Genomic DNA, 16,770 nt, shown 5'->3' on the forward strand with positions numbered 1-16,770 from the left:
AGAAGAAATGTGGGAGGAGATCGAATGAAGGGATTGCTGGAGCTGGTCCGAGTCATCTGCATCATGCTTGCAGCAGGTGCAGCTGCCTGGTGGATTGTGCTTGAACCGCTCTACAGCGTAAACAGCCAGGTGCAAAATTGGAGCTGGATCGGGGCAATGGCCGTTTTTGTATTTATTTTTGTGCTGTACCGGAACCGTTGGCAGTTTTCCGGCTGGTATACGGGACCCGGGAGAGAAAAGCTTTCACGCCCGATAACGACAGCACTCGTTGCTATTGCAGGAGTTATGATCATCATTCCATTTTTATCGTTGCTCGTCAGTAGTTGAAAGAGCCGCAGGGATCAGTGTCCCTGCGGCTCTTCATACATAGTACAATCAATCATTATATTAAGATAATGGGTTCATTTTCATGCATTCTGCCGCTCAATTGCGTATAATAGACTACACTATGCGTCCTGATAACCTTTACTTCTTACCTTTTCGGTATGATGTGCGTGCGAGGTCAGCGACTACATGCTTTTCAACGTTCGTGCGCTTATGAACGACCTGCAAAAGTGTTGACGATTGTCCCAGTTTTATGCGTAATTTAGCGGGGTAAAGGAATAGAGACTATTTTTATGTGATTGGAGCTGCATCATGAATCTTTACCCGATTTTACATCATCAGATTATTACACAAACGGGCCCTGAGCCGAATGGTATTACTCATATCTCCTATGATTCCCGAACAATCGGGAATCAGGGCTGTTTCATCTGCATTCGCGGAGAGCAGTCAGACGGCCATCGCTTCATTGATATGGCTGTTAACCAGGGAGCTGTTCAGGTCATCGGGGACGATGAAGAAGCGCTGCATGAACACGCGCTTCGGCATCCTCATGTTCAGTTTGTTCTCGTTCAAGAACCAAAAAAGGCAATGGCGCTGTATGCAGCCCATTTGGAAGAGGATCCGCACCATGAGCTGTCGCTTATCGGCGTCACTGGCACGCAGGGCAAAACGACGATCACCGCCTACGTACGTTCCTTATTAAATCGTTCCGGAATCAAAACTGGTTCCATCGGCACGGCAGGCGTATGGGATCACGAAAATCCACTTCCGCTGCCGAAAAGCACCCCTACCACACCGGAATCAGCCGATTTATTTGACTATCTGTCGAGGATGCGCCAGAAGCAGATTACGTCTGTCGTGATGGAGGCAACCTCAATCGGGCTCGACCAGGACAGGCTTCATGGCCTTCATTTTGATGTTGCCGTCCATTCGAACCTGTCTCCGGAGCATCTGGATTATCATGAAACGTTCGAGGCCTATAAACAAGCAAAGCTGAGGCTGTTCGATCATGCGGAAACGGCCGTCGTAAACGTGGACGATGATGGTATGAGCCAGGATATACTGGATGCATTTACTGGCCCCGTCTGGACATACGGGATGAACCGTGAGGCGGATGTGAAGGCAGAAAACCTTCGCTACACGAAGCAGGGAAGCCACCTTGATTTAATTGTGGATGGCGTTTCTCACGATGTCTTTCTGCCGGTATTTGGTCTTCATAACGTATACAATGCGATAGCAGCTATTACAGTGTGTCTTGCTAAGGGGCTCGGACTTCGAAGTCTGATTTCACGTCTCCCCAATTTGGAAGGGCCGCCCGGCCGACTACAGCTCATCCCGGAAGTATCAGACCGGCTGATGCTGTTTGACTTTGCCCATACCCCGCAGACGCTCACTAATTTATTTCACACGATTAAACCGCTTCGCTATAACCGTCTGATTGTGATGGTCACTGGCATCGGGATACGTGAAAAATCGCTGCGTGCTCCGATTGCGGAAGCAGTAGAGGGGAGAGCAGATGAGATCGTCGTTACAGCAGATCATCCCGGAGATGAAACAGCGGAAGCGGTAGTGGCCGATGTGATGGCGGGATTCCGATCGACGAAGAATGTCCATCCTGTCGCGTATCGCGGCGAGGCCATTCAAAAAGCGATGAGTCTTTCTTCAGAGGGCGACCTTGTTCTCATTACGGGAATTTGTATGGAGGATTTTCGGATCATTAACGGTGAGAAACAGCCGTATTACGATTATGATTACGTTCGTGACTTTCTCTGTAAGCATCCATGTTTGAAATCCAAAGTTGCTTCAGCAAACTGATCGATCATGAAGGCCTCAGCCATGTGTTGAGGCCTTTCGTATGCAGTAAACGATCGAAAAATGCCGTTCCGGTGAGCGGAACGGCAGATTGTTACTGGTTCAGCATCTGAACGGTTTCGAGCAGTTGGCCGATAATCTGACCTTTGAAAGGATCCGGCGCGCTGACGCCGTCCGGGTTGATCCACTCGTAGCGGTCCTTTTCGCTGCTGAAGCTGAAGCCGGCCTCCTCTAGAAATGCAGCAAGTGCTTCTGGAAAAGCGTCGCTGCCAGTGAACACACGGTAGTAATCCGTCAGCGAAACATAGAGTTCCACGTCGTCCGGACTGGAAGAGATGACGAGCAAATCATCCGGCTCCTTAATAATCCACTGACCTTTAGAGAAAATACCAACCTGAGCTCCTTCCAGACCGGATATCCCGTCGAGGTTAATACCGAATACGTAATTAATAAGCTGGCGGATCTCAGCGCCGCTTAAAGAATCGTTATAAAATCGAATAACTCTGTCCATCACGTGATTTTTCTTCATATTCATAATCGCTGCATCCTGACTGGTGTCATCTGCCTGCAGGCCGAGCGACTGTCGAACCGCTCCCATCACAAACGGATCATAGCGGACGAGCGTATTTCCGTACCCGAGCCTGGATACGAGTGAAATATCCACATCAAATACGAGCTTTACAGCTTCCCTGGCATCCTGACCCTTTACCCGGTTGTTCGTCTGCGTCAAATATCGATCCATCACTTCCACCTGAGACATGGCGCCGATCGACTCATCCTGACTTGAATCGTGTTTCGTTAACCCGAGTGACTCGCGCACAGCACGCATCACTTTTTTATCGTACATTGGTTCTGCATCCTCTACTGAAGCGATATCGAAATCTGTTTGATCTTCTGCAGCCGATGCCGGAGCGAACCCGATAAAACATAGTGCGGTAATAAAAACGATAACCATCATTAAACGTTCCTGCATAAAACCCCTCCTATGAATCGTGATCAACACTTCCTTAGTATACCGTAGAAAGGAAAAAGAAGGGGGAGAGATAAGAGGAAGCACCTATAGCTTGAAATCCTGTTCCTTAAGGACCGGACTTTCGAGAATAAGCGCGGTCATCCCTTCGTCGGAGATCGTTTCATGACGCTCACCTGTGGTCCAAAACGCAGCATCGCCTGCTTTTACCGAAGAAAAGCGGGAGTTAGAGCCGCATACTTCAGCTGAGCCGCAACATACGATCATCAGCTGAGGGACGCGTGCTTCATGCATGCCGATCGTACCTCCAGGAGGAAGGTGAACGAGCGAAACCGCAGCTTCCCCTTCGAAGCGGGTGACAAGCTGATGGACAAAATCGGATCCAAAATCGGTGATAAGCCGGCCGCTTTCAACTTGGAAGGACAAGAGCTTCATGCTTTTTCTCCATCTGTCCATTTCCCGACAATAAAATAAATGAGCATGACGATCACGGGTATAAACGGCGCGAACAAAAAGAGATCAAGGGAGAGAAACAAAGCGAGAAACAGGGCGCTGCCGCCGCCTAACGCAAAGAGCGGCCTGCTCTTACGCAGGCCGATTCCAAAATACCAGGCGCCGATGACAGCAGCGAGTGTTAAAAACAAGGTGTACATAGGCAGTCTCCTTTTTGGGTTAAGAACGGGAGCCGAAGGTCAGGCCATATCGTCTCGATTCAAGTTTGCGAAAGCTGATGATGAGAAAGCAGCCGGCGAGAAGACCGGAAATCATGCCAACCTCAATAGACAGCAGCGTTGTCGTAAACGCTCCGGAAGTCGGCGTCAAAAACGCCGGGCCAGCAAAATAAAGCGCTGGAAAAAACACGATGTACAACAGCGGAAGACCGACAAACACGAATAAATCCCAATCGAACTTCCAGCTGCCGGACTGACGGAACCGCCACAGTAAAACAGGAAATCCCAGTACAAGCCCGAGCGGTATGTAGTATAGCGGGAAAAAGAACGTTGGCGTCGGGTTACCAGTAACCGCCGCATTTTCGCGGATCGAGTATGTAAAATCAACCGTCAGAATAAACAAGCTGTAGAGCACGAAGGCATACGCAAGAAAACCGACGGAGCGCGACACAGACATACAAATCGCCTCCTTTTCTGAAAAATCTGATCATGAATGGTACCATTGTAACATAGAGATCGTACGCTTGGCGTAAGGCTTTTCTTTTGGAAGGAGGAGATGCTGTGCTTGCACTAGGTGCCTTTTTCATCGTAGCAGTGATAATGGCAGCCGGCGCAAATTTGGCTGCGACAAGAGTAGTAAAAAAGCGTGGGATCGATGAGGACGGGATCGCATCCAAAGGAAAAAACGGGCAAAGGCCCGTTTTTGGTATTGCATGGTGTTAGTAAGCCGTACTCGTTTTCGCTTATTTAGTACGTTTTTTCGCTTTGCGGTCTTTATCAAAAAAAGTATAAAAAGCCGGCTGAAGCGGCCATTCCGAGAACGATGATAACTGCCTGCATGGTAACCCTCCTTTTGTATCATCCAACGTGAAACGCAGACCAGAAGGCCATCGCGAGACCTGCGCAAAGGCCTGCATCCATGTTGTCCGGACAGTCTGTTTCAATCGTGTACGTCGGGTTCAGTAAAAATCCGCTTCGTTTTGTTTCTCCGATCTTTTCCCCGTCACAGCAAATGTCGCCGGAACCGTTCCAAGAAGCGACGATGGAAACGGCGGGAAGGTTTCGTCCGTGCAGCTCGACGCGGTATTTTTCTCTGGGGCTGTAAACGCTGATAACTCTGGCGATCGCACGCCGGTCCTTTGAGATACGCCAGGAATGACCTTTTCGCACCGAAAACGACTCTTGAAAAAACTCATAGCTCGTATCAGTCGACTTGACGAGAAAATTAACATCATAGCGGGGATTTACCGACGGCCTCGTTTCATTGCGGTGAAACCAGCGGTGAATGCGTCCCCGCTGACCGTTTTCAAGTTCAACTGCAATTGGTTTTGTTGATGAGCCTATGAGCGGCCGGTCCATGACGATTCTCATCTCTTCCAGTCCTTTCTGTATCTGCTGCTGCATCAAATTCTGGGAATTGTCAGTTTCTTCTACGGAAAGGAAGAAGGAGTGGTTTCACCATTTTGAAAAATTCATAATCTGCTGATGCTGAACAATAGCGCCGCAATAATGATAACCGCATCGCACAGCGTTAAAGCAGCAATGCGCGGCTGCCCGCTTTTGTTGATGTCCATGTACATCTGCACGGCTGCATCGATCATCACGGCGATGACAAGCGCACCGAGTGCATAGAGCAGCAGTGCTTCATTCCAGATGCCGCCGGCAAATACGAAGGCGATGACGATATAGAGAGCCGCGGATACGTACTTCCATTTTTGATGCACCGAATCATATGGTGAACTGAAAAAACCGTTATCCGCGTCTTCGATCCGGAAGATTTTTTTCACGAGTTGGCGGATGATGATCCACGCCCCGACAATTGCTACAAGAATAAACAATAAAAACATGTTGATACGCTCCTGTTTTTCTATTCTCTTCCCAAAGCATATTCAGGCTAAACTACGGGGAAGAGGCACTGTTCCTGCCTACAGGAGAGCACGAATCCACATCGCTTGCAGAAGCAATTGATTTCCAGATAAGATAACATTAACTCTGACTGCAGAAAGGAACATTCGCTTATGCTGAAAAAAACGCTCACGGTAGGACTGGCTGCTGCAACAGCTGCTGCCATTGCCATTAACATGCACCCTGGTTTCGGCCAGGCCCCGGGGAAAGCACACCGGGAGTCGCTTAAAGGAGCACCGAATCTTCATAACGGCAGATTTCACAACAGGCAGACAGCGCCTATGTCGGTCAATCCGTGCGACCTTTATACGATGACACGTGATTTGTTCCGCGATCGTGATACGAGAAGTCCCTTTGCTCCGCTAGCGGTTCAGACTCCGGAATGGGATAAAGAAGAAAGCGTGACGTGGTTTGGTCATTCCTCCTACTACATTCATATCGATGACATCCGTCTTCTGATCGATCCAATGTTTGGCCCTGCTGCGGCACCGCTGCCGGGAACCGGAAGCAGGCGCTTTACGGGCGATCTGCTGTCGATGATCCCGTCGATGCCGGATATCGATGCTGTCCTGATTACACATGACCACTATGATCATCTGGACTACCCGACGATCCAGGCGCTGCTTCCAAGAGTGAAGCGGTTTATCGTGCCCCTCGGTGTTGCGTCACATCTTGTGCGGTGGGGCATGAGCCAGGAACGAATTCAGGAGCTGAACTGGTGGGAAGAAACGTATGTGAAAGATGTGCAGGTGGCACTCACGCCTTCTCATCATTTTTCAGGCCGCACGATGGCAGCGAGAGACCGGACGCTCTGGGGCGGCTGGGTTATCGCTGGAAACGAAAGCCGCATTTACGTTAGCGGAGACGGCGGCTACGGGAGCCATTTCAAAGAAATCGGAGACGTATACGGGCCGTTTGATCTGGCCATCATCGAAGGCGGGCAGTACGACAGTCGCTGGGAAGGTGTGCATATGACACCGGAAGAAGCGGTTCAGGCTTTTGAAGATGTGAGAGGCCGCAGCATGATGCTCTCCCATTGGGCTGGATTTACGCTGTCCTTCCACAGCTGGGAAGAGCCGGCTGAACGTGCGCTCGCAGAAGCAGAGCGCAAGGGTGTCAACCTGCTCACTCCTCATATCGGAGAAACCACGGCCTGGCTCGCTCCCGCTCCACAGACAAACTGGTGGAGACGGCCGGCTTATCAATAAGAACGAGAAAAGGCTTCAGGAGCTTTTATCCTGAAGCCTTTTTGATTCGTTTTTCATGTTAACATTGCGAATGATTCCATACACAATCAGCCCGGAAAACAAGAGCGCGAGAAGTGCAAAGACAATGCCGTAGCCGGTTTCCTGAGCTGAAAACTGCTCAACTGCCAAGCGCACCATCGCGATAACACTAATTCCGAGCGACACGAGAATCAATGGGTGAATGCTTGCTTTTTCCATCCTATCAGTCCTTTTCGTAAACGTGTGAATCAGGCGGGTACCGGTCATCTGTTTCAGTTACCCGTCTATAGCATCGGAAGCAGCCTTCTCGCGAAGGTCATCCGGGCTCATCGTAAGAGACCATCCGTCGGCGACAAAAAAGGCCACTTCAATGTCCCCATAGAGAAAGTGGATCTTCCACCTGCCTTCATTCGAAAAAACGAGGTTTCCTTCTTCATCAATCATGGCAGCCCCGGTCATGGATTTCCATTCCTGAGCGTTGATGCCGGAACTTTCAAATACAAGGTTTTGGATCACTGCATTATCAGGGTGTATACCTGCTTGCTCATCCTCTATCCATATATGAAAGGCGACGTTGGCTGCAACGGTTTCACTGTCGGAATCAGAATCGTCGCGAGAGGTGAGCGTTATAGGCTCCGTTTCGACGAGAGCCTCTTCTTCATTTGGCTCAGGAAACCGTTCCGTTCCTTGCAGGGAATCGTTTTCCAGGGAGTTTCCGATGTCCTCAAACAGCTGTTCCACCTGCTCACGATTCAAGCAAGGAGGAGCTTCGCGCTCCAGATCACGTTCGATCGTAAGGACCTCGAGACCATGCTCTTCTCCTATCTCAACGACGTCTTCCTCGTTTGGTTCTGAGCACGCAGCCAGGAAAAGGGAGGCCGGCATAAGTAAAATCCGTTTTTTCACGTGACGCTCCTTTCATCCACATTCCATTATTGTGAACGACCTGTCCGATGTGTAACAACGGGCGGTCAGCGGGTACGGGAGTAGCAGCGGCTCGATGACTAAACGTACGGCCGTAAAGAAACTGTTCCTCCATTGTACATGATATGGAAAGAGATTTCCTTTATTTTGTTTGACATATGATGGGAAGTTTGGAAAACTTAAAGCAGAGGAGCATAGAAAGGATGGCATCATGGGGAAGAAATTTATCACCGGGATCCTGCTGCTGATGATTGCAATTCTTGCTGTGGCAGCTGTAGTGAATATGTTGCCGGGAAGAGGAGCTTCACCGGAAGAAGCATTTTACGACTTTTCGGAGGAAGAGGGCTTTCAGTCACCGGATCTTGTGTATCAGGAGTGGAAATTTGATGGGACGGCTATTTACGCCTACCGGGAAAACGACATGCCGAATCTTGCGGTCTTCACCGAGGGGCTGCTCGGCTGGAGGATCGAGGGAACGCGGGAAAGTATTCCGTCACATACAGTAGCCGTCCCGATGCAAGTAGGAGACAGTGATTTGCTGTACGGTAGGATTCCGTTGGATACAGAGCCGGCGCCAGCGGCAGTCCATATTGGTTCGGACATCGTGCAGCTTGATGATCGTGCGCGGGAGACCGGCGTTTGGATTGCGGAGCGCCCGGATCGTCACGGCTTATTTATGGATCTGCAGGTAGTCGACACGGAAGAAGACGTTCTGATTGAAGAGGAAATACGATTAGATATGTTTTAACTGCTGCTGGATACGATTAAGAATCGTCCTCAACCTTTTTGCGGAGTAAAGCACTCGTTTTATGTTGAGTTCGCACTGGTTCATATTTCGCTTATTAAAGCCGGCTTCGTGCAGCGGCTTTTTTAGTTGACTTTACATTCGATACATATCGAAATAAACATTTGACATACATGAATAATTATAGTTTAATATAAATTAAATAACACATTCGATATAAATCGAATAAGTGAGGTGTAGTTTTATGGAGCTGAAAGTACACGTGTCAGAAGCGGTTGATTTAACGGGCTTTATGTTTGTCATTCATAATAGCGGCAGAAAAGAAGATGAAGAGCTGATTGAAAGGATGCTGAAACATGATCCGGCGGAGCAAAAGCTGGACCAGATTCGGCAGCGGCTTTCGGCAGCGGAGCACGAGCGGCTGGAGGTGTTTATGAATGAAGACAGCGCGATTGTCCCGGCACTGCTGCCAATTTTGCTGGAGGAGGAGCCAGAGCTTTCGGCAAGTGCGTTCAGCGAAAAGCTGCGGAAGCTGGATAATAGCGTCATCCGCAGCAGCATGTTCAGCCGTGCCTTCACGGACACCACGTATGATGGAACTGATATCGAACAGGGCAAACGGCTCGTCGAGCAGCTCGCTGTTCCGGCGAAAGAAAAATGGAAGCTGTTTTACTACCTGGACCGGCCTGAAGCCTTAAAAGACGAGCTTGCTGCGCTGATAGAGGAGATGTACGCCACCTATTACAAGCCGATGCGTGAGGAAGCATTCTCTGCAGCCGCTGCGTACCGCGCGGAGCTGCTTGAGCAGCCGAACGATCCGGAGCACCCCGTTAGACGGCTGGTAGCAGACTATGTGGACGTAGACAACGTGGACGTCATTCACGTCTATCCGTCCTTTTCGCTGAATATCGGCTTTATGCTGGCGGATGTGTCTAAAGAGCGCACAGTGCATTTCAGCATCGGCATTCAGCGGTTTTCTCTGATGGAATCGAAGCTGAATGAAGAGGAACTGTTCGGTCTGCTGAAGGTATTGACGGATGAGCGGCGGTTTCGATTGCTGCGCCTGTTGAAAAAGCGCCCGCACTACGGCTATGAGCTGGCGGAAGCGCTCGGTGTGTCGAACTCGACGATTTCTCACCATCTGGCCATTTTACTAAGTCATCAGTTCGTCACTTCAGACCGGGCAGAAAACAGGGTGTACTACAAAGTGAATACCGCGGAAATTAAACGTGTCATGGCACAGGTTGAAAGCATGTTTGCTACCTAAAGGAGGAGAACGGCGATGGAGCAGAAAACCCTCTGGAGAAATCGAGCTTTTTTCTTGTACTTCCTTACCTTTCTAGCATCCGGGCTCAGCGTCTCGTTTTTTCTGTTTGCGGTAAACTGGTACGTCGTCGACTCACTCGGACTGGAAGCGATGCTCGGTCTCGTCTTTTTTGCGAGCTCCGTGCCGCGCCTGGTGTTTATGCTGATCGGCGGGGCGCTTGCAGACCGTGTTAACCGTGCGGTAATCATGCTCGTTTCAGACTTAACAAAGGCCATTCTGCTGATCGGGATCATTGTCCTGCTCGTCTTTCAGCTCGTGAACATTTGGGTGCTCGTTGTGCTCGCTCTTTTGTTCGGATTGCTGGATGCGTTTTTCTGGCCTGCAAGTCAAACCGTGCTGCCTGGAATTGTTGGTAAAAAACAGTTAACGCGAGCAAACTCCGTTGTTCAGCTGACGAACAACGCGACGTTAATAGCCGGTCCAATGCTCGCTGGCTTTCTGATCGGGTTCGGCAGCTATGAGCTGATGTTTTTGGTCGTTTCCATTATGCTGTTTGCAGCAGCTGCGATCGATTGGAGATTGAAGCGGGACATTGAAGTACCTGAAGAATCGAATCGAGAAGAATCTGTGCTGCATGCTATTAAAAGTGGATTCAGCTACATGCGAAGCCGGCCTTTTCTGCTGACGCTTATGATGACGTCCGTCTTTTTAAATCTGCTCTTAGTCGGACCGTTCGTCATGGGGCTGCCAATTTACGCGAACCTGATTTTAGGTGGGGACGAGCTGACCTACAGCTACTTAAACGCAACGAGCGGAGCCGGTATGCTCGCTGGAGCGCTGCTCGTCGGGGTGCTGAACATTCAGCGAAAGCGCGGGTTGGTAGCACTGTCTGGTATCCTGCTGCTGGCACTTGCATTCTTAGGCTTTGGACTTGCGCCTGGCTTACTGTGGAGTCTCGTCTTTATTGCTTTCGTCGGCATGCTGATTTCGGTAATCGATATACCGCTCATCTCTGCCATTCAGGCGAACACGCCCGATGACTACCTTGGCCGTGTCATGAGCATGCTTACGTTTGCAGCACTGGGGCTGGTGCCGGTCAGTTATTTACTGACATCGCTGCTGCTTTCTGCAGGTCTGGCAATTGATACGATTATGATCGGCGGGGCCATTCTGATGGGCGTACAGGCTCTGGTCGTCATCACGTTCGCCAAATCGATTCGCAGCATCGATTAATTCGTGCTCCAGCCCTGTAAAAGCTGTCTCCATTTACATTGGGAGGCAGCTTTTTTGGATAGACAACCTCCTGCAGGTAAAAAAAGCTTCCACATGCCAAAATGTTAACCGATTTTTACAAAAACGTTTATTCTCTCATGATAAACTGGATAAAGCACAACTATGCGTCAGGAGGCAAAAGGCATGAATGCAGAAGAACTTATGACCGGTTTAACGATGTGTGCTGCACCGGAAGCACCAAAGAAAATCGAGCATCTGCGTCCGGATGTCGTAATCGATTTGCGAGCGGAAGCACCCACAACGGAGGAATCTGTTTCCTTCTCCCTTGTAAACGGCGGACCGACTGATCCACAAGAGCTGAAGCGAGCTGTAGAATATACCGCTGACGTGCTGCAAATCGGGAACCGCGCGGTGCTTCACTGACAAGGCGGAAAAAGCCGCTTTAGGCACGAAGGTCGTGCCATGTTATGCGGCAGCGGGAGTTCTGCTGGAAACGGGACTCGCTGGTTCTGTGCAGGAAGCGCAGCAAATTGTCTTGCGCTACCGGCCTGAAGCGGTTATTCAGGAGGAAGCACTCGATGTGCTCAGAAAACTGTATGAATCAACGTAGAAGGGATGTTACATAGTGAGAACGTGGCTTGAGATATTTATCGTATCGCTGCGGCTCGGACTGACCTCATTTGGAGGACCGGTCGCACACTTAGGTTATTTTAAAGAAGAATACGTGAACCGCAGAAAGTGGCTCACCGACAAACAGTACGCCGATCTCGTCGCATTGTGCCAGTTCCTGCCTGGACCGGCCTCCAGCCAGGTGGGGATCGGCATCGGGATGGCACGAGGCGGAACGCTTGGAGGATTTATCTCCTTCATCGGCTTCACAACCCCATCCGTACTGCTGTTAATGGCTGTGGCCGTCGGTTTTCAGCAGCAGGGCCTGATCGATCTTGGCATCATTGACGGCTTAAAAATTGTTGCCGTTGCTGTCGTGGCGCACGCCTTGTTAGGGATGGGCAAAAATCTGGCTCCGGACAGCCAGCGCGCCTCGATTGCGGTGCTCGGGTTTGTGGCGGTTCTGCTCGTTCCTGCTGTCTGGATTCAGGTAACGGTGATCATTGCAGCCGGTCTTATTGGCTGGTGGCTTTACCGCGATCAGGATTTACCGAAGGCAGAAACATTGCCGTTGAAGCTCTCAGGTAAATTTTCTGCGATTTGCCTTTCGTTGTTTGCTGGACTGCTCGCACTGCTGCCGCTTTTGCGCGCAGCAACGGACAGCCTGCACATTCAGCTTGCCGACAGCTTTTACCGGGCCGGAGCGCTCGTATTTGGCGGTGGACACGTTGTCCTTCCGCTGCTCGAGCGTGAAGTCGTACCGACCGGCTTGATTTCAGAAAGTGATTTTCTCGCTGGATACGGCGCAGCTCAGGCCGTCCCGGGTCCGCTGTTCACTTTCGCCAGCTACCTCGGCATGGTGATTGACGGAGCGCCGGGGGCTCTGACGGCAACGATCGCCATTTTCACACCGGCTTTTCTGCTCCTGCTCGGAGTGCTGCCGCTTTGGCTGAAGGTGCAGCAGGCGCCAGGGATGCGTGCAGCTGCAGCCGGCATCAATGCCGCTGTCGTCGGCATTCTTGCTGCAGCACTGTACAGCCCGGTCTTCACATCAGCGGTCGAAAACGGCAGCGACCTTGCCTTTGCTGCCGTATTGTTCATGCTGCTCGTCTACTGGAAGCGGCCGGCCTGGCTGATTGTCATCATAGGGATCTTCGGCGGGTGGCTGTTTTACGGAGTATAAGCTAAATCTGCACAAATATGACATAGGCTATACGGGCTTAAAAGGAAGCACTTCAGCCAACATCTGATTGGAGGAGTCTGTAATGAATGTTCAGTTAAGCGCACACATTCGCGAGCTCGAGGAAACCCATATCCGGCCTGACGTCAGGCGCGATATGAAACAACTTGGCGAGCTGCTCGCCGATTCCTTTATCGAAATAGGCAGCTCTGGCCGAAAGTACGGAAAACGAGAGGTAATGGAAAGCGGGGTGCACGAAACCGAGATGACGATTCATGACTATCAGGTGCGAAAGCTTGCGGAGAATACTGTACTCGCCGTTTATTACCTCGTGGATCATACCCAGCTAAAACAGACGTACCGAAGTTCGATTTGGAGTAAAATCGAGGGGCGCTGGCAGCTCGCCTTTCATCAGGGTACGCCGTCGGCCAGTCATAAAGCTGATTGAAGGAGGAGGGCGACATGGATTCTCACGAGGAAGAACCGTTAACTGGCGGTAACGTGTCGGACGTCGTCCGGATCGGGCACACGGTACGCAGAAGCCTTCGAAGCGGAAGCCGTGATGTGCACCGGCTCCTGCTGCATCTGGAACGGAAGCAGGTGCCGTTTACGCCGCGCTTTTTAGGGATCGACGATCAGAATCGGGAAATTCTGACCTTCATAGAAGGTGATGCGGCGGACTATCCGGGAGCTTCCTGGATGTGGCGGGATGAGGCGCTTATCCGGATCGCCGGCATGCTCCGCCAGTATCATGATGCTGTAAGCGACTTTCCGCTTGAGGGCAATTGGGAAACCATGCCACTGTCACCAGATGAGCCGGATATCATTTGTCACCGTGATTTTGCCTTCTACAATCTGATTTTTCACAATCAGCAGCCGGCAGGCGTGATTGATTTTGATATGGCAGGTCCTGGTACAGCAATGTGGGATGCTTCGTATACGGCCTATACGTGTGTGCCGCTCGGCAGCAGAAGCAGGACAGATAATAGTTACGAACGAATCCGGCGGCTCGACCTCTTTTTTGAAGGTTACGGTTCTCCTAAACCGGATGATGTTTCGGATATCCTTGTGCGGCGCCTGGAAAGTCTGTGTGCGACGATCGAAGCAAAGGCAGCTGCCGGTGAAGCTGCGTTCCAGCACATGAAGAATGAAGGCCATATCGATTATTATCAACAGGAAATACGTATCGTGAGAGCCCAATTGCAGCGCGCGTAGGTAATGCGGAAGCACACAGCATTCTGGAAAGTATGCAGCTACCCCTGTAAAATCGCTCCTGAAATCATGAACCTTCGCTTCCATAACGAGAACCATGAGCGGAAAACATTTAAGCGGACCAGACTGAAACAGCTGTAACGAAAACACGATCTTTTATGAAGTCAACGTTCGCCGCAATAGGAGCAATCGCAGGTGAAGCATATTAACCTGAAAAAGTCTTTCCACTTACATGTTTATTCGTTTGATTGTATTTCCCATCTGCTTACCTAGCCTGCCGTGGGCTGGCCTTCAGCTATTTCTCAGGGTGACTCCTGTATGGAGGGAAGAAAGGCACGGGAGGATGGCGCGGCTTCACTCGGACACAGGCATCTCACGAGAAGCCTTCAAAAACCGGTCCGGCTCCGCTCGTGCGTGGATGCCGTTCGCAGATCTGAACGGCACGGAATCTTCAAACTGCGCGGCTTCCACGTGCACGCCGGACACATCGGGAAAACGGCTCTGATTCGTGGAGAACAATGTCACGACAGGAAGACGCGACTGCTTTTTACGTTTATCATAAATTCGATGAAGGACTGGCATCTCCACTTAACATCGAAACGTTTCATGGAGAAGTTTTATCTTGTATGGAACCTGATCGTGCGTTCATAACCAGCACATGAAACGCACTGCCAGCTGCCGGCATCGAAGGATCTCGACTCCGAGAGGATCAGAACGAGGCGAAGATCCAGCGCTTCCGACAGCAGGAGGAAGCGGTTAGCTGAGCCCGTTCCCTCCGGAAAGCGAGTGTCCGCAGATACAGGCAGATGCAATCTTATTCACCTAAAATGACTTTATCAACACGCTGAAAAAGACAGTAGTCCCGAAGCGGGATGCTGTCTTTTTTCTCATGCTTATACAAACACCGTCTGTACGTCGTGAAGGCGCGCGTAGTGACCGCCGCGCTCCAGCAGCTCGCTGTGGCTGCCTTCTTCCTCAATCCCGTTTTCCGTGACAACAACGATGCGGTCGGCGTGCCGGATCGTTGCCAGCCGGTGAGCGATAATCAGCGTCGTCCGGCCTTCAGCGAGCTCTGTAAGCGACCGCTGTATCGACGCTTCTGTTTCCGTATCCAGTGCGGACGTTGCCTCATCCAGAATAAGAATCGGCGGGTTCTTCAAAAACATTCTCGCGATCGATAGGCGCTGCTTTTGACCTCCTGAGAGCTTTACGCCACGTTCGCCGACAACCGTATCAAGTCCGTCAGGGAGCGCTCTGATAAAGCTTTCAAGCTCAGCTCGTCTCGCCGCTTCCCACACCGCTTCATCGTCAGCCATTAAATCACCGTAGCGGATGTTTTCCCGGAGCGTTCCGGAAAACATAAAAACATCCTGCTGGACGATGCCGATCTGGCGGCGCAGAGAAGCGAGCTGCATGTCGCGGATATCGATGCCGTCAACGGTGATGCTGCCATCCTGGATCTCATAAAAGCGGGGGAGCAGGCTGCAAAGCGTCGTTTTACCGGCTCCGGACGGACCGACAAACGCCACGGTTTCCCCAGCCCGTATGGAAAGATCAATGCCATCCAGCACCGGGCGGGTATCCGTATAGCCAAAGCGGACATCATTGTACGAAATATCGCCCTGCACCTCGTCTACGGCTCTTGCGTCCGGTTTATCTGAAATATCCGGATTCGTATCCAAAATGGCCAGAAATCGTTTGAAGCCGGAGTAGCCCTTTGGATAGCTTTCGATAATGGCGTTAATTTTTTCAATCGGACGGAAAAAGACGTTTGTCAGCAGGATGAAAGCCATAAAGTCACCAATCGATAATGTACCCTGCACGATAAAATAAGCGCCGCAAAGCAGCACAAACAGTGTCATCACCCGCATCATCATATAGCTGAGCGAGTTGTTGATTCCCATAATGCGGTACGACCAGATTTTCGCTTCTTTAAATTTCAGGTTATCCTGCTGAAACAGCCTGCGTTCATGTTTTTCATTCGCAAACGCCTGCACGAGGCGGATCCCGCCGATCGTATCCTCTACGCGCGCGTTAAAATCAGCCATACGAACGAACATAGACTTCATCGCATGCGCCATCTTCCGGTTGCAGTAAACGACGATAAACACGAGCAGCGGCACGACGAAGAACGTGAGCAGTGCCAGCTCGACGTTAATATAGAGCATGACTGCAAATGAGCCAATGAGCGTCATAAACGCAATGAATAAATCCTCCGGGCCGTGGTGCGCGACTTCGCCAATTTCGAACAGATCGTTCGTCAAGTTCGAGAGCAGATGCCCTGTTTTGTGGTTATCGTGGTAGGTAAACGACAGCCTCTGCACGTGCTCAAACAGCTCGGCCCGCATATCGGTTTCGATATTAATGCCGAGGCGGTGCCCCCAGTACGTAACGACGTAATGGGCTCCTGAATTGAATATGTAAATGACAAACAAGGCAGCGCTAGCCCACATAATGAGCGTTAAGTTGCCGGTCGGGAGCAGCGAGTCCACCACGTAGTTGACGATTAGTGGAAACGCAAGCTCAAGCAGTGCCACAAATACCGCGCAGATAAACGTCACCGTAAACAGCTTTCGATACGGTTTATAGTAACGGATAAACCGTTTTAACATAAAGAATCCCTCCAGTCATCGGTATATATCATACCAGAAAACGGAGGGGAATCCTATACTAATTGAAAACGATTATCAAT

At 50.7% G+C, this 16,770-nt stretch carries 22 protein-coding genes; 12 read left to right on the forward strand and 10 right to left on the reverse strand.

Going from position 1 to position 16,770, the window contains the following annotated elements; all coding sequences use genetic code 11:
- Window positions 1-24 precede the first annotated feature (24 nt).
- Window positions 25-327, forward strand: a complete 303-nt coding sequence (locus HCN83_RS07970; RefSeq protein WP_168006121.1) for a hypothetical protein — start codon at window positions 25-27, stop codon at window positions 325-327.
- Between the two features lie 309 nt (window positions 328-636).
- The gene (locus HCN83_RS07975) at window positions 637-2,139 is read left to right on the forward strand and encodes a UDP-N-acetylmuramoyl-L-alanyl-D-glutamate--2,6-diaminopimelate ligase (protein ID WP_168006123.1); all 1,503 of its coding nucleotides are present in this window, start codon (window positions 637-639) and stop codon (window positions 2,137-2,139) included.
- A gap of 91 nt (window positions 2,140-2,230) precedes the next feature.
- On the opposite strand, the gene HCN83_RS07980 is transcribed toward HCN83_RS07975, so the two are convergent.
- From HCN83_RS07980 to HCN83_RS07995, 4 genes are all read right to left on the reverse strand, one after another.
- On the reverse strand, window positions 2,231-3,109 hold the full coding sequence (locus tag HCN83_RS07980; protein WP_168006125.1) for a hypothetical protein: 879 nt from the start codon (window positions 3,107-3,109) through the stop codon (window positions 2,231-2,233).
- Window positions 3,110-3,193: 84 nt separating this feature from the next.
- Window positions 3,194-3,541, reverse strand: coding sequence for a cupin domain-containing protein (locus tag HCN83_RS07985; protein WP_168006127.1), 348 nt, complete (start codon window positions 3,539-3,541; stop codon window positions 3,194-3,196).
- Complete coding sequence (locus HCN83_RS07990) at window positions 3,538-3,759, reverse strand: hypothetical protein (protein ID WP_168006129.1); 222 nt, start codon at window positions 3,757-3,759, stop codon at window positions 3,538-3,540. The genes HCN83_RS07985 and HCN83_RS07990 overlap by 4 nt, the downstream gene beginning before the upstream one ends.
- 19 nt (window positions 3,760-3,778) lie before the next feature.
- On the reverse strand, window positions 3,779-4,234 hold the full coding sequence (locus HCN83_RS07995; protein WP_168006130.1) for a hypothetical protein: 456 nt from the start codon (window positions 4,232-4,234) through the stop codon (window positions 3,779-3,781).
- A 104-nt stretch (window positions 4,235-4,338) separates the two neighbouring features.
- Here HCN83_RS07995 and HCN83_RS08000 point away from each other — a divergent pair, with 104 nt between their 5' ends.
- Window positions 4,339-4,500: a hypothetical protein gene (locus HCN83_RS08000; protein WP_168006131.1), complete on the forward strand. Its 162-nt coding sequence runs from the start codon at window positions 4,339-4,341 to the stop codon at window positions 4,498-4,500.
- A gap of 135 nt (window positions 4,501-4,635) precedes the next feature.
- Here HCN83_RS08000 and HCN83_RS08005 read toward each other — a convergent pair whose 3' ends face one another.
- Together HCN83_RS08005 and HCN83_RS08010 are read right to left on the reverse strand one after the other, a co-directional pair.
- A complete protein-coding gene (locus tag HCN83_RS08005; RefSeq protein WP_168006132.1) occupies window positions 4,636-5,181 on the reverse strand; it encodes a hypothetical protein in 546 nt (181 codons plus the stop codon).
- 68 nt (window positions 5,182-5,249) lie between these two features.
- Window positions 5,250-5,624 carry a hypothetical protein gene (locus HCN83_RS08010; RefSeq protein WP_168006133.1) on the reverse strand — a complete coding sequence of 125 codons (375 nt, stop codon included), beginning with the start codon at window positions 5,622-5,624 and terminating at the stop codon, window positions 5,250-5,252.
- A 171-nt stretch (window positions 5,625-5,795) separates the two neighbouring features.
- On the opposite strand from HCN83_RS08010, the gene HCN83_RS08015 reads away from it, so the two are divergent.
- Window positions 5,796-6,890 (forward strand): MBL fold metallo-hydrolase, encoded by a 1,095-nt coding sequence (locus HCN83_RS08015; protein WP_168006134.1) that lies wholly within the window; start codon window positions 5,796-5,798, stop codon window positions 6,888-6,890.
- 15 nt (window positions 6,891-6,905) lie between these two features.
- On the opposite strand, the gene HCN83_RS08020 is transcribed toward HCN83_RS08015, so the two are convergent.
- Both HCN83_RS08020 and HCN83_RS08025 read right to left on the reverse strand, forming a co-directional pair.
- A complete protein-coding gene (locus HCN83_RS08020; protein WP_168006135.1) occupies window positions 6,906-7,127 on the reverse strand; it encodes a hypothetical protein in 222 nt (73 codons plus the stop codon).
- A 57-nt stretch (window positions 7,128-7,184) separates the two neighbouring features.
- On the reverse strand, window positions 7,185-7,814 hold the full coding sequence (locus HCN83_RS08025; RefSeq protein ID WP_168006136.1) for a hypothetical protein: 630 nt from the start codon (window positions 7,812-7,814) through the stop codon (window positions 7,185-7,187).
- 229 nt (window positions 7,815-8,043) lie between these two features.
- On the opposite strand from HCN83_RS08025, the gene HCN83_RS08030 reads away from it, so the two are divergent.
- The 8 genes from HCN83_RS08030 to HCN83_RS08065 all read left to right on the forward strand — a co-directional run bounded on the left by HCN83_RS08030 (window position 8,044) and on the right by HCN83_RS08065 (window position 14,081).
- On the forward strand, window positions 8,044-8,580 hold the full coding sequence (locus HCN83_RS08030; RefSeq protein ID WP_168006137.1) for a hypothetical protein: 537 nt from the start codon (window positions 8,044-8,046) through the stop codon (window positions 8,578-8,580).
- Window positions 8,581-8,821: 241 nt separating this feature from the next.
- The gene (locus HCN83_RS08035; RefSeq protein WP_168006138.1) at window positions 8,822-9,844 is read left to right on the forward strand and encodes an ArsR/SmtB family transcription factor; all 1,023 of its coding nucleotides are present in this window, start codon (window positions 8,822-8,824) and stop codon (window positions 9,842-9,844) included.
- A gap of 15 nt (window positions 9,845-9,859) precedes the next feature.
- Window positions 9,860-11,077, forward strand: coding sequence for an MFS transporter (locus HCN83_RS08040; RefSeq protein ID WP_168006140.1), 1,218 nt, complete (start codon window positions 9,860-9,862; stop codon window positions 11,075-11,077).
- Between the two features lie 183 nt (window positions 11,078-11,260).
- A complete protein-coding gene (locus tag HCN83_RS08045; protein ID WP_168006142.1) occupies window positions 11,261-11,500 on the forward strand; it encodes a hypothetical protein in 240 nt (79 codons plus the stop codon).
- Between the two features lie 34 nt (window positions 11,501-11,534).
- The gene (locus tag HCN83_RS08050) at window positions 11,535-11,687 is read left to right on the forward strand and encodes a hypothetical protein (protein ID WP_168006144.1); all 153 of its coding nucleotides are present in this window, start codon (window positions 11,535-11,537) and stop codon (window positions 11,685-11,687) included.
- Between the two features lie 15 nt (window positions 11,688-11,702).
- Window positions 11,703-12,869, forward strand: coding sequence for a chromate efflux transporter (chrA, locus tag HCN83_RS08055; RefSeq protein WP_343033679.1), 1,167 nt, complete (start codon window positions 11,703-11,705; stop codon window positions 12,867-12,869).
- A gap of 82 nt (window positions 12,870-12,951) precedes the next feature.
- Window positions 12,952-13,314: a DUF4440 domain-containing protein gene (locus HCN83_RS08060; protein ID WP_168006146.1), complete on the forward strand. Its 363-nt coding sequence runs from the start codon at window positions 12,952-12,954 to the stop codon at window positions 13,312-13,314.
- A gap of 14 nt (window positions 13,315-13,328) precedes the next feature.
- Window positions 13,329-14,081: a phosphotransferase gene (locus tag HCN83_RS08065; protein WP_168006148.1), complete on the forward strand. Its 753-nt coding sequence runs from the start codon at window positions 13,329-13,331 to the stop codon at window positions 14,079-14,081.
- A gap of 351 nt (window positions 14,082-14,432) precedes the next feature.
- On the opposite strand, the gene HCN83_RS08070 is transcribed toward HCN83_RS08065, so the two are convergent.
- Complete coding sequence (locus HCN83_RS08070; RefSeq protein WP_168006150.1) at window positions 14,433-14,666, reverse strand: hypothetical protein; 234 nt, start codon at window positions 14,664-14,666, stop codon at window positions 14,433-14,435.
- A 305-nt stretch (window positions 14,667-14,971) separates the two neighbouring features.
- Entirely contained in the window at window positions 14,972-16,690 is a 1,719-nt protein-coding gene (locus tag HCN83_RS08075; protein ID WP_168006152.1) for an ABC transporter ATP-binding protein, read from the reverse strand.
- Window positions 16,691-16,770 lie beyond the last annotated feature (80 nt).

The organism is Alkalicoccus luteus (genome assembly GCF_012034335.1).
GTDB lineage: Bacteria > Bacillota > Bacilli > Bacillales > Salisediminibacteriaceae > Alkalicoccus > Alkalicoccus luteus_A.

Coding starts and splice junctions, on each gene's coding strand:
- HCN83_RS08035 (WP_168006138.1), top strand. CDS start 8,822: ATGGAGCTGAAAGTACACGTGTCAGAAGCGGTTGATTTAACGGGCTTT.
- HCN83_RS07990 (WP_168006129.1), bottom strand. CDS start 3,759: ATGTACACCTTGTTTTTAACACTCGCTGCTGTCATCGGCGCCTGGTAT.
- HCN83_RS08040 (WP_168006140.1), top strand. CDS start 9,860: ATGGAGCAGAAAACCCTCTGGAGAAATCGAGCTTTTTTCTTGTACTTC.
- HCN83_RS08030 (WP_168006137.1), top strand. CDS start 8,044: ATGGGGAAGAAATTTATCACCGGGATCCTGCTGCTGATGATTGCAATT.
- HCN83_RS07980 (WP_168006125.1), bottom strand. CDS start 3,109: ATGCAGGAACGTTTAATGATGGTTATCGTTTTTATTACCGCACTATGT.
- HCN83_RS08005 (WP_168006132.1), bottom strand. CDS start 5,181: ATGCAGCAGCAGATACAGAAAGGACTGGAAGAGATGAGAATCGTCATG.
- HCN83_RS07985 (WP_168006127.1), bottom strand. CDS start 3,541: ATGAAGCTCTTGTCCTTCCAAGTTGAAAGCGGCCGGCTTATCACCGAT.
- HCN83_RS08045 (WP_168006142.1), top strand. CDS start 11,261: ATGAATGCAGAAGAACTTATGACCGGTTTAACGATGTGTGCTGCACCG.
- HCN83_RS07995 (WP_168006130.1), bottom strand. CDS start 4,234: ATGTCTGTGTCGCGCTCCGTCGGTTTTCTTGCGTATGCCTTCGTGCTC.
- HCN83_RS08015 (WP_168006134.1), top strand. CDS start 5,796: ATGCTGAAAAAAACGCTCACGGTAGGACTGGCTGCTGCAACAGCTGCT.
- HCN83_RS08075 (WP_168006152.1), bottom strand. CDS start 16,690: ATGTTAAAACGGTTTATCCGTTACTATAAACCGTATCGAAAGCTGTTT.
- HCN83_RS07975 (WP_168006123.1), top strand. CDS start 637: ATGAATCTTTACCCGATTTTACATCATCAGATTATTACACAAACGGGC.
- HCN83_RS08010 (WP_168006133.1), bottom strand. CDS start 5,624: ATGTTTTTATTGTTTATTCTTGTAGCAATTGTCGGGGCGTGGATCATC.
- HCN83_RS08060 (WP_168006146.1), top strand. CDS start 12,952: ATGAATGTTCAGTTAAGCGCACACATTCGCGAGCTCGAGGAAACCCAT.
- HCN83_RS08065 (WP_168006148.1), top strand. CDS start 13,329: ATGGATTCTCACGAGGAAGAACCGTTAACTGGCGGTAACGTGTCGGAC.
- HCN83_RS07970 (WP_168006121.1), top strand. CDS start 25: ATGAAGGGATTGCTGGAGCTGGTCCGAGTCATCTGCATCATGCTTGCA.
- HCN83_RS08020 (WP_168006135.1), bottom strand. CDS start 7,127: ATGGAAAAAGCAAGCATTCACCCATTGATTCTCGTGTCGCTCGGAATT.